The sequence below is a fragment of the Prevotella aurantiaca genome (assembly GCF_015262605.1).
Taxonomy (GTDB): Bacteria; Bacteroidota; Bacteroidia; order Bacteroidales; family Bacteroidaceae; genus Prevotella; species Prevotella aurantiaca.
The window spans coordinates 1-12,352 of the sequence record NZ_JABZSJ010000069.1; the positions used below are offsets into that span (position 1 = coordinate 1).

7 protein-coding genes, 2 tRNA genes and 1 pseudogene are annotated in these 12,352 nt (G+C 37.8%); 3 read left to right on the forward strand and 7 right to left on the reverse strand.

The genetic code is table 11. The features are described from left to right. Window positions 1-247: 247 nt before the first annotated feature. From HXN26_RS09845 to HXN26_RS09870, 6 genes are all read right to left on the reverse strand, one after another. Window positions 248-706, reverse strand: a complete 459-nt coding sequence (locus HXN26_RS09845; RefSeq protein ID WP_025000475.1) for a DUF6078 family protein — start codon at window positions 704-706, stop codon at window positions 248-250. 257 nt (window positions 707-963) lie between these two features. Then, a complete protein-coding gene (asnS, locus tag HXN26_RS09850) occupies window positions 964-2,355 on the reverse strand; it encodes an asparagine--tRNA ligase (RefSeq protein WP_273161018.1) in 1,392 nt (463 codons plus the stop codon). Between the two features lie 81 nt (window positions 2,356-2,436). Next, complete coding sequence (locus HXN26_RS09855; protein WP_273161020.1) at window positions 2,437-3,936, reverse strand: pseudouridine synthase; 1,500 nt, start codon at window positions 3,934-3,936, stop codon at window positions 2,437-2,439. Between the two features lie 126 nt (window positions 3,937-4,062). Continuing rightward, window positions 4,063-5,409 (reverse strand): adenylosuccinate lyase, encoded by a 1,347-nt coding sequence (purB, locus tag HXN26_RS09860; protein WP_273161022.1) that lies wholly within the window; start codon window positions 5,407-5,409, stop codon window positions 4,063-4,065. Window positions 5,410-5,561: 152 nt separating this feature from the next. Beyond that, window positions 5,562-5,636, reverse strand: a tRNA-Val gene (locus tag HXN26_RS09865). A gap of 46 nt (window positions 5,637-5,682) precedes the next feature. Continuing rightward, window positions 5,683-5,757 (reverse strand) — tRNA-Val (locus HXN26_RS09870). Window positions 5,758-6,097: 340 nt separating this feature from the next. Here HXN26_RS09870 and HXN26_RS09875 point away from each other — a divergent pair. The 3 genes from HXN26_RS09875 (at window position 6,098) to cls (ending at window position 10,535) form a co-directional block, all read left to right on the forward strand. Beyond that, window positions 6,098-6,670, forward strand: a complete 573-nt coding sequence (locus HXN26_RS09875) for an outer membrane beta-barrel protein (RefSeq protein ID WP_273161023.1) — start codon at window positions 6,098-6,100, stop codon at window positions 6,668-6,670. A gap of 468 nt (window positions 6,671-7,138) precedes the next feature. Continuing rightward, the gene (gene dnaG / locus HXN26_RS09880; RefSeq protein WP_273161024.1) at window positions 7,139-9,070 is read left to right on the forward strand and encodes a DNA primase; all 1,932 of its coding nucleotides are present in this window, start codon (window positions 7,139-7,141) and stop codon (window positions 9,068-9,070) included. 40 nt (window positions 9,071-9,110) lie between these two features. After that, the gene (gene cls / locus HXN26_RS09885) at window positions 9,111-10,535 is read left to right on the forward strand and encodes a cardiolipin synthase (protein WP_273161025.1); all 1,425 of its coding nucleotides are present in this window, start codon (window positions 9,111-9,113) and stop codon (window positions 10,533-10,535) included. A gap of 209 nt (window positions 10,536-10,744) precedes the next feature. On the opposite strand, the pseudogene HXN26_RS09890 reads toward cls, so the two are convergent. Continuing rightward, a pseudogene (locus tag HXN26_RS09890) lies at window positions 10,745-11,660 on the reverse strand (IS982 family transposase). Window positions 11,661-12,352: the final 692 nt, after the last annotated feature.

Sequence of the window (12,352 nt, forward strand, 5' to 3'; positions counted from 1 at the left end):
GACAAGGTAAAGGAAGAATAAAAAGAGGATGTATCAATTTTGACACACCCTCTTTACTTTATTTTGTTCGAAAATACTCTTATGTTAATCCATCATCATGCTTATGTTAATCCATTATCATACTTATGTTAATCCATTATCATGCTTATGTTAATCCATTATCATACGTATGATAATTCATTATCAGACATATGATAATCCATTATCAGACATATGATAATCATATTTTATATTGATAAAGATTTGATTAGTTGTACTTATACAGTTGCATTAGTATAGGATATTTCTCCTCGTATCGGTCGAATTCGATAGCATTCCCATCATATCCCATTTCGGTAAACTCGTTTCGTATGGTTTGTTGTTCGTCTTCCGTAATAGCACGTTTTTGTTGTTTAATACGGTAGTAAATCGATTTCCCGAAGTTGTATATGATGTTCTTTCTTATATTGTCTAAGTCGGTTACTTGCACTTTGTCGTAGATATGGGAGATACCCCAAGCGAAAGTTTCTCGGTGGTCTGATATGAAATGAGGGCAAGGCTGGTCGCCTTTTATTACTGATGGATTAATAACAGAATAAAAATCGTGTCTGTTGTGAACAAGCATACTATGGGCTATGTTGCGCAAACACTTGTTTGCTTTTTTACATTGATTACTGGCGCAGTGCGCAAAGTGGATGTCGAGTTGGTTGTATTCTTCTTTGGTCATAACTTTTGTGTTCTAATGGTGTAAGTTGGTGGGTTCCAACAGTTGCAAAGGTAATGATTTCTGATGAAAAAAGAATAATGCAGAATGAAAATATTATGACAAAATGGAGAAGGAAAGTTGCATATTTCTGCATTTTGGTGAGATATAAAAAACGACAAACTACTGATATTGCATGTTCGATTAGGGCAAAGAAAAAGCCCACAAGCGTTTCAACTTGTGGGCTGATTTGTATTTATCTTCTTTTGCTTTTCACCAAATTAGAATTCTGCGTTCTTTGGTGTGCGTGCAAATGGAATAACGTCGCGAATATTCTGCATACCTGTTACGAAAAGAATGAGACGCTCGAAACCTAGACCGAAACCACCATGAGGACAAGTTCCGTATTTGCGAGTGTCGAGATACCAGTCATAAACTTCTTCCTTCATACCGCGATTGTGAATTTCTTCGAGCAGCTTTTCGTAGCTTTCCTCACGAACAGAACCACCAATGATTTCGCCAATGCGTGGGAAAAGTACGTCAGTTCCTTGCATTGTCTTGCCATCTTCGTTCTTCTTCATGTAGAAAGACTTAATCTGACTTGGATAGTCAGTCATGATTACTGGACGCTTGAAGTGTTCTTCCACCAAGTAACGTTCGTGCTCGCTGCTGAGGTCCATTCCCCATTCAGCTACTGGGAACTCGAATTTAATGCCATTTTCTTGCGCTTTTTTCAATATTTCAAAGCCTTCAGTGTAGGTAAGGCGCACGAAAGTATCTTTCAAAACTCCTTCAAGACGAGCAATAAGTTCCTTGTCAATCATTTGATTGAGGAATTCAAGATCGTCCTTACAATGCTCTAATGCCCAACGAACGCAATACTTAATAAAGTCTTCTTCTAAGTCCATCAATTCTTGTTGGTCGATAAAAGCCACTTCTGGCTCTATCATCCAGAACTCTGCCAAGTGTCTTGGCGTATTAGAATTTTCTGCACGGAAAGTAGGACCGAAAGTATAGATAGCTCCAAGTGCTGTTGCTCCAAGTTCTCCTTCCAACTGTCCTGATACAGTAAGATGAGTTTTCTTGCCAAAAAAGTCTGCACTATAATCTACTGTGTCCGATTTAGCAACACGGTCTAAATCGAGTGTAGTTACTTGGAACATATTTCCAGCACCTTCTGCGTCGCTACCTGTTATAATTGGTGTGTGGAAATAGTAAAATCCATGTTCGTGGAAATATTGGTGAATAGCCATTGCCATGTGGTGGCGAATACGGAATACAGCACCGAAAGTATTGGTGCGAAGACGCATGTGGCCATACTTACGCATGTATTCGAAACTTTGTCCCTTCTTCTGCATTGGATAATCGTTTGGGCAAAGTCCGTATATCTCTATGTTTTTACATTGTATTTCAGAAGTCTGACCCTTTCCCTGACTTTCAACAAGAACACCAGTTGCACTGATACAAGCACCAGTCGTAATGTTTTTTAGTATTTCGGCATCAATAGACGTTGGGTCAATAACTACCTGAATATTCTTAATGGTAGAACCGTCGTTCAACGCAATGAAATCGACAGCTTTACTGCTACGATGAGAACGTACCCATCCTCTTACGTTTATATCTTTTCCAAAGTCGGTGCAACTTAAAGCATCGACGACTTTTGTTCTTTTCATTATTGCTTATTTATTAAAAAACTCCTCATACATAGCCACGTCATAATGCCACAGCTATGTGTGAGGAGATTTAGTTTCTTATTATTCAAAAGCTCCCATACGAAGCATGTCTACCTCTTGTTCTGTGAGGTAACGCCAATCACCACGACGGAGATTCTTTTTTGTAAGTCCTGCAAATTGAACACGATCGAGTTTTACAACACGATAGCCAAGGCTTTCGAAAATACGACGAACAATTCGGTTCTTACCGCTGTGAATTTCAATTCCTACTTGACTTTGGTCACGTTCGTCAGCATATTCAATAGCATCTGCCTTGATCTCTCCATCTTCGAGTTCAATACCATCAGATATTTGCTGAAGTGTTTGTGGTGTTACAGGTTTGTCGAGGAATACATGATAAACTTTTTTCTTCAAGAACTTAGGGTGAGTAAGTTTACTTGCAAGGTCGCCATCGTTAGTGAGCAACAATACACCAGTGGTATTGCGATCAAGACGTCCTACAGGATAGATACGCTCTGGACAAATACCTTTTACAAGGTCCATAACAGTTTTACGTTGTTGTGGGTCGTCGCTTGTAGTAACATAGTCCTTTGGTTTATTCAAAAGAACATATACCTTCTTTTCAAGTGAAACTGGTTGGTCTTTGAATTTCACTTCGTCAGCACGTAAAATCTTTGTTCCAAGTTCTGTTACAACTTCTCCGTTTACTGTTACTGCACCTGCCTGGATAAATTCATCTGCTTCACGACGTGAGCAAACTCCAGCATTTGCAAGATACTTATTCAAACGCAATGGTTCGTTAGGATCGATATTTTCCTCCTTATATTCTATGCGCTTTTTAAACGAGTATTTTGCATTTGGATCGAAGTCGGCACTATGCTGGCGATAACCGCCTTGTTGTCCGTAACTACCACGATTATTGTATCCGCCATGGTTATTGTTGTATCCGCCACGATTATTATATCCACCTTGATGATTGTTGTAGCCACCGCGATTGTTGTAGCCACCACGATTATTGTTGTATCCGCCTTGACGATTATTATTATAACCACCACGATTTTGATACCCACCCTCGTCGCCATTATTGTTGTAGCGTGGGCGATATCCGCCTTGTTGTTGGCGATTTTGATATCCATTTTCTTCGCCTTCGTTATTGTTGTAATGAGGACGATAACCACCACGGTTATTGTAATTATTCTGTCTGTTCTGATAGCCGCCACGATTTTGGTATCCACCTTCATCGCCATTATTATTGTAGCGTGGGCGGTATCCGCCTTGCTGTGGACGACTTTGGAAGTTATTACCATAACTGCTAGTACGTGGGCGATAGCCAGTTTTACGATCAGCTACGCCACCTCCCTGTAAATTTGAACCGAAGCCTTCAGGACGGAAACCTTCTTCTTTGTTGTTTTCACGGTCTGTTCCGTAAGCACGTTGTGCTTGGATACGTGGGCGTTGTGGACGTCCTGCGTTTTGGTAGCTTCTTTCGTAATAATTTCCTTGTCCGGTAGTTGAGTAGCCTTCTCGGCTGTTCTCAATCTGACCAGATTGATTTTCTTTCTTCTCGAGTTCTTCTGCCATAATTTTAATTCTTTTTAAATAATACTTAACCTCACGGTCGAAAACTAACTATACTTGTGTTTAAGTTTTGTTTCTATGTCCGTTCTATATAATAAGGTAAGGTGTGATTTATTTATTATTTCTTTTTTATATTCCTGTATAATTGAGTGGTGTAATAGCCATTAGTTCGGCTTTCACCTTTTCGCTAACATTCAATGTCTGTATGAATTCGTGAATACTATCAGCTGTCATATGCGTATTAGTACGTGTCAGCGCTTTCAAAGCTTCGTATGGATTTGGATATGCCTCTCTGCGGAGTATAGTTTGAATAGCTTCAGCCACTACTGCCCATGTTTCTTCCAAGTCGGCGTTTAGCTTTTCTTGATTTAGAATAAGTTTACGAAGTCCCTTTAATGTACTCTGAATAGAAATTATGCTATGTCCGAATGGTACACCTATATTGCGCAATACTGTAGAGTCTGTAAGATCGCGTTGCAAACGACTAATCGGAAGTTTCTGTGCTAGGAATTGGAATATTGCGTTTGCTATTCCAAGGTTACCTTCGCTATTTTCAAAATCAATAGGATTAACCTTATGTGGCATTGCACTTGAACCTACTTCCCCTGCTTTAATCTTCTGTTTGAAGTATTCCATTGAAATGTATAACCAGAAGTCGCGATCCAAGTCGATGATAATTGTATTGATTCTACGCATAGCGTCAAATATACTACCAATATGGTCGTAATTGCTAATCTGAGTTGTCCATTGTTCACGTTGCAGTCCAAGATATTTGCTTACAAAATTATTGCCGAATTCTTTCCAATTATATTCAGGATAAGCAACATGATGCGCATTGAAATTTCCAGTTGCACCACCAAACTTTGCAGTAACTTTACAAGACTTTAATGTTTCTAATTGTTCCTGCAAACGATAGACAAACACTTCTATTTCTTTTCCTAAACGAGTTGGAGAAGCTGGTTGGCCATGTGTTTTAGCCAGCATTGGTACATCTTTCCATTCGTTGGCATATTCTTGCAGTTGTGCAATCAGTTCTTCTATTTGTGGATAATAAACATCTTTCAGTGCTTCCAATATTGACAAAGGCACACTGGTATTATTGATATCCTGTGATGTAAGTCCGAAGTGTATAAACTCCTTGTAAGCATCTAATCCACCAATTTTATCGAATTCTTCCTTAATAAAATATTCTACAGCTTTAACATCGTGGTTAGTTATGCTTTCTATATCTTTTACTCTTGCCGCATCTTCTTCGGTAAATTTTTCGTAAATGCTTCTCAATTTAGCAAAAAGCTGTTTATCGAACGAAGTCAGTTGTGGTAAAGGGAGTTCGCACAAAGAGATAAAATATTCAATCTCTACGCGTACTCTGTATCGTATAAGTGCAAATTCAGAGAAGTAATCTGCAAGCTTTTCGGTTTTGCTTCTGTAGCGGCCATCTACTGGCGACACAGCGGTTAAAACATCAAGAACCATAGTCTTTTATTTATTTAATTGCAAATTTAGTGTTTTTAATTGATATCGCAGCAAAGTTTTGCTATAATCTTTCTTTATTTAAAGGTTAAAGGTTGCTTATAAAACAAAAACACCTCACAACTTTATGTTGTAAGGTAATCCTCGTCTTCTTGTGGGCGTTGACGGATTCGAACCGCCGACCCTCTGCTTGTAAGGCAGATGCTCTAAACCAACTGAGCTAAACGCCCTCTAAAAACTCCCCGCAACCCCGAAAGGTTACAGGGAACACCCCTGTGGGCGTTGACGGATTCGAACCGCCGACCCTCTGCTTGTAAGGCAGATGCTCTAAACCAACTGAGCTAAACGCCCTTACTTTTCGTAAGTGGGTGCAAAGGTAAACATAAATTATTTAACTACCAAATTTTTAATTCGTTTTTATTCTTAAAAAGCTAAATCAGATAGTGTCATAATACCATTTTATCATTATTTGATAGTTATAATCGGGTTTCTATTATAAAAATATTTTCAAACTACCAAAAGATTAACGTTCCTTTACATCATTATAAAAAAACTTCGTGTAAAAGTTTGGTCATTCTTTTTAAAAGCCGTTCCTTTGCACTCAAGTTCATGACTTCCTTTCTCTTTATATAGAGTTTGAAGTTCGTAGAAAGAATGATATTTCAGTATTAACAAATTAATTTTTTAAAAGATGAAAAAGATTTTAATGACTCTTGCTGTTGCCTTTGTAGCAGTTGCAGCCAATGCGCAAGTTTATGTAGGTGGTAGCCTCGGTGTTGCTTCTTCTGAAATTCTAGGCGGTGACGATGTAACAACTTATCAGGTTCTTCCTGAAATCGGTTATAACATCAATAACAACTGGGCAATCGGTACTGTTCTCGGTTGGGGTAAGGGTAAGCCAGTTTCAATAGAAAAGGGTAAGCCAGTTTCAATAGAATCAGAAACAAACAATTATGTAACATTCCAACCTTACGCACGTTTCACTTTCGCTCACTCAAAGTTTGTAAACGCTTTCATTGATGGTATTGTTGGTTATACACACTACAACCATGCTCACGTAGGTGGTAGCTCATACGATCAGTGGACCATTGGTTTGAAACCAGGTGTTGCTGTAAACCTCAGCAAGAAGGTTAGCTTCGTTGCTCACGTAGGTTTTGCTGGTTGGGAGTCATTGAAGGCTGAGAAGGCTGAAAAAGATTCACACGCTTTAGGTGTAAGCCTCGATGGTAACAACGTTACTTTCGGTGTATACTACAACTTCTAAAGCACTGCTTAGAACAAACTTAACTTAATACTTATAGAGAGGGATGTCGCTTTATCAGCGCATCCCTCCTTTTTTATTTTATCCGAATCAATCCGATATTTTTTTTGATTCAAATCACTAAAAATATCATTATCCTTTCAAAGTCTAGTTTCTTTCCTTTACTTTTGCTTGTATTTGAAGGTATAAAATATAATGGTAGTGGAAGCGATGAAAGGTTTGTTCCTCCTTAATTATCTTTATTTTTATGATAAATCTACGTCTTCATTCTTTAGAAACATGGTAATTATTGTTTTGTAAAATTGGTATAATTTATCTGTAAAAGAACTCTGATTTAAAAAGGAAATACAATTAGAAAATAATAAAAGCGCAAAGAAAGTCTACATAAACAGCTTTTTCAGTGCTTTCAAATTTGGAATACCTGTTTTGTTGTTGTACCTTTGTAGCAACTTCAATGATAGAAAAAGCTTTATGATAGATAGACCAACGGTAGATAGAATATTAGAAGCCACGAACATTGTGGACGTAGTTTCGGAGTATGTTTCGCTGCGAAAGGCAGGTACAAGCTATAAAGGACTATGCCCTTTTCACGATGATCGAACGCCATCTTTCTCGGTTAGTCCAGCAAAAGGAGTTTATAAGTGCTTCTCTTGTGGCGAGGCGGGCAACGCTGTGAACTTTATTATGAAGCACGACCAAATGACTTATCCCGAAGCTCTAAAGGTTTTAGCAAAGAAATATGGCATTGAAGTTAAGGAACGAGAGTTGACTACTGAAGAGAAACAGCTCGAAAACGAACGCGAATCGATGTTTCTTGTAAATGAATGGGCAGCAAAATACTTTAACAACTTACTCCATAACCATGTAGATGGTAAGGCTATAGGCCTGCAATACTTCCGAAGTCGTGGCTTTAGAGACGATATCATAGAGAAGTTTCAGCTAGGTTTTTGTCTTACTGGGAAGCAAGAGTTTGCCAATGCTGCACTGAAAGCAGGCTATAAGGCAGAATATCTTGTAAAGACTGGACTTTGTTTTGAACGTGATAATGGCGAACTTTTAGATCGTTTCAATGGAAGAGTCATTTTTCCTTGGCTCAATGTAAGCGGTAAAGTAATAGCCTTTGGTGGTCGTTTACTGGATGCACGAACAAAGGGAATAAGTCAAAAATACGTCAATTCACCAGGTAGTGAGATTTACCAGAAGGACCATGCGCTCTACGGAATATACCAAGCGAAGAAAGCAATTGCTAAGTTCGACCTTGTATATATGGTAGAAGGATATACCGATGTAGTATCAATGCACCAGTGTGGCATAGAAAATGTGGTTGCAAACAGCGGTACTGCACTTTCAATTTTCCAAATAAAGCTGCTTCGTAGATTTACTTCCAACATTGTATTGTTATACGATGGCGATGAAGCTGGGCAACATGCAGCCTTACGCGGTACCGATATGTTACTATCAGAAGGTATGAATGTGAAAGTATTATTGCTTCCTGATGGGAAAGATCCTGATGAATTGGCACGCAATTTAACTGCTGAAGCATTCAGAAAGTATATCGAAGAGAATCAGACAGACTTCATTGTCTTCAAGATAAACGTATTATTAAAAGGTGTAACCGACCCTGTTAAACGATCAGAGGCTATCAATTCTATCGTGCAAAGCATTGCTGTAATAAAAGATCCTATCTTGCGCGACACCTATTTACGTGAGTGTGTTCACCGAACAGGTATGAAAGAAAATACCCTTATTGCCCAGATGAATCGCTTTATCTATAACGACAGGGAGCAGCAACGCAAAGAGCAGGTACGCGAAACCGAACAAACTGTAGGAGAACAACAGGTGTTACGTCCAGCAACACCTATGCAACAAGCTTCGAAAGTTGAAACAATGTTGGTGCAGGCAATTGTAAGAGATGGCGAAAAGATTATTATTCGCGATGTACAAGACGACGAAACAGGCGAGCGCATCAACCTTAACGTTGCACAATACATAGCCTACGACCTTGGCTTAGACAACCTTTCCTTCAGTAATCCATTGTCAGTTCAGATACTGAGCGAGGCTATTAAACATAGTTCAGATGAGGATTTTAAAGCAGAAGAATATTTTACTCACCACCCCGATATACTTGTTTCAACATTGGCAGTAAAGCTCAGTGTAGACCGTTTCCAACTATCGGAGAGTATGCAGATAAAGGAACGAGAGGTTGATCTCCGCGACCGCATCATGCATCTTATTCTCGATTACCGCATGGACTATGTAGAACAACAGTTGAAAGAACTTCAAGTTAGCCTTTCAACAGAAAGCGATTTAAGCAAAACAATGGAGATAATGGGCGAAATAAAGAAGATGCAAGACATGAGAAACGTTCTTGCACGTAAGTTGGGAAATGATATTGTGGTATAATGAATAGAACATAATACTTATAAAAAGGGAGGGGAAGAGAATGATTTACATACACTGGATAGTTCTTGTAGCCTACACCGTGGTTGCCATTATCGCCATGATTACGGTGCTGCTGGAACACCGTCAGCCTGCTAAAACCATAGCTTGGGTGCTGGTATTATCGTTTTTACCTTTGTTAGGAATCATTCTTTACTTCTTTTTTGGACGTCGAACACGCAAAGATCGACATATTTGGCAAAATAGTTTAGACCAACTGACAAAGCGTTCAATGATAGAATTTGCTGAACAAAAGCAGTTAGAACTACCTGAAGAACACAGAGAACTGATTCAACTCTTTATGAATCAGAATTTAGCCCTACCGTTTAAGAACAACGAAACCGATGTTTATGTGTCGGGATACGAGTTCTTTCCTGCGTTATTATCAGAAATTGGAAAGGCCGAACACCATATTCACATTGTCTCATACATCATTGACGACGACCCATTGGGGCGCTTACTGCGCGATGCACTTATTGATAAAGCACGTAAGGGAGTAGAAGTGCGCCTGCTATTCGACGATGTTGGTTCGTGGAAAACACCAAATCGCTTCTTTGAACAGATGCGCGAAGAAGGCATCGAGGTACATTCCTTTATGCCAGTGCGCTTTCCTGCCTTTACAGGAAAGGTGAATTATCGTAACCATCGAAAGATAATTGTTGTCGATGGTAAGGTCGGTTTCATTGGCGGAATGAATTTAGCACAACGCTATGTGCATGGTGTAAAGGGAACGAAGTGGCGAGATACTCATGTAAAAATAAGTGGTTCAGCAGTTTATGGACTACAACGTGCTTTCCTTGTAGATTGGTTTCATGCCGACCGAACATTGATTACCGACCGCAAATATTACCCCGTCACAACAGCAGAAACAACAAACAACTGTTTGGTACAGATTGTAACAAGCAGTCCTACCAATGTATGGGAAGAATTAGAACAAGGCTATATTAAGATTTTGCTGAGTGCAAAGCGATATGTTTATATGGAAACGCCTTACTTCTTGCCTACCGAACCCATCTTCTTTGCAATGCGAACAGCAGCTTTGTCGGGTGTAGATGTCCGATTGATGGTATCGCTAAAGAGCGATTCTAAATTAGTCCAGATGGCCTCTCGTTCTTATCTCAGACAGACGATACAAGCCGGTGTAAAAGTGTTATGCTACGAAGAAGGATTCAATCATAGTAAATTGCTTGTTGCAGACGACAACATAGCAACAATAGGTTCTGCGAATATAGACTTTCGTAGTTTTGAAAATAACTTTGAAGCCAATGCTTTCTTTTATGATAAATCAATGGCTCAACGTGTTAAAAGTATATTTCTTGCCGACGAAGCGAAGTGTATTCCGTTAGGGAAAATAAAGGGAATAGACCAAAAAATGTTCCTTTACCGCCTTTGGGAATCGGTTATTCGCTTGCTAAGTCCGCTCTTGTAAAAAATATTCCATTCAGTTCCTTACCTTATCGGCATTTTATGTAAAAAAGATACTCGAAAGATACCGCAAACTTTGGTGCGTTTTCCTAATAACCTGAACTCGGGATAATCCTCTCGTTATTTTGATAATTCATTTATGCCAATACCATCTTAGCCTCAATCCTTTTCGATTGGGACTAAAGTTTTTAAAATTGAAAGAATGTTGTTTCCTTAAAAGAGTGAAAGCTGACTAGTTCTCTGCTCTGTACAGAAATCAAAATTCACTTTAGGCTTCTTCTCACAGAATGAATACGCTACTATTACAGCTAAAACATTCATTGCAAAATTAAGTATACTTCTGTGTCTGGAGTGAACTAACTGAGCCACATTTTTTAGTTCATCATTAATTGTTTCAATGACAGCTCTCTTTCTCAAAAGTAGTCTGTCGTAAATTGGCATGAGCTTATTTTTCATATTACTTCTGATACCAGTAACCAAATTTATACCATCATTGAACAAGCTTTCAAAGAGCCCATTAGATATGTATCCTTTATCGGCAAATAATTTACCGAAGATATTGTTTGTCAATCTATTAAATACATTTTCATCTCTATCATCTACGTTGGCTTTTGTAAGCATAAAGTTAAGTATTTCACCCCTTTCATTGCAGATAAGATGCAGCTTAAAGCCAAAATACCACCCCATTGTACTTTTACCTCTGGTGGCATAATTCTTAAAGACCTTGTTACGGTAAATGCGTTTATTATGACAAACTGGAATATAGGTAGAATCAATTAAACTAATCCCCTACATCTACCAAAGCAACATATCTGCAAGAACATCATCATCTCTACGGAAATCCTCGATTCAAGTTCCAAAAAATGATTATACGATAACTGTTGAGGAAACAAATCTGCAAGATATTCCTTTACAACGAACATATTATAATGTTGAAATTCCGATATGAATTAAATTGAAAGCATATCAGTATAGTAATAATCTCTGCCTTACTCATACGCCATTTTCGATTTCGACGCTTACCCTTTTCGTTCTCAGGAATCCCTATTTTATTAATTTCTAACTCAAATTCTTTGCAAAATTCATCTGCTATACAAAATATTTCAGTAATTTTGTCTTTGGTAATCATTGTTTTATGTTTTGTAAGTTATTGATTTCCAGCTATAAAGATACAAAAACATAACGAGATTGTCAACTTTTTTACTTGTTTCTTATCCCGAGTTCAGGTTACTAATTATGTAATAAAAAATCGAACGTATATAAAGAAACATTTGCATGTGTTACCTTAATAGGTGCTATAAATTAACAAATACGAAGCAGTTTCTCCATATAAGTTTGGCGATATTCTACAATAGAATATTGCACCCAAAATATGCTAATTTTAATTTACAAATTAAGACGAAAACGTTTTTCATTATAAAATAAAATTTTGTAATTAATATTTGCGTGTTTTCTTATTAAAAAAAATTTTTTTTTAATAAGAAACTTATGTAGTTTAATTACTATACTGATACGATACAATTAATACTAATGGTTTTACTGAAGTAATCGATGAATATGCTCAAAAGCTAATAGATAGTTATGGAGGTGCTTTCGACTATTAAGATATGGCAGAAAAGTTAAATGCAATACATTCAGATTTATATCCCAACCTATTCCTAAAATTATTTCTAATGATTAAGTACCACTCTGGTTTATTGTAATAAATTGCAAGGAAGAAAAAACCACGTTAGGTATTCTCTGAGTTAAAACAGGACTTATATGACATAATTAGGGATATTCAGTAAATATCTAACTAATTGTTTGTCAGTGTAATATATT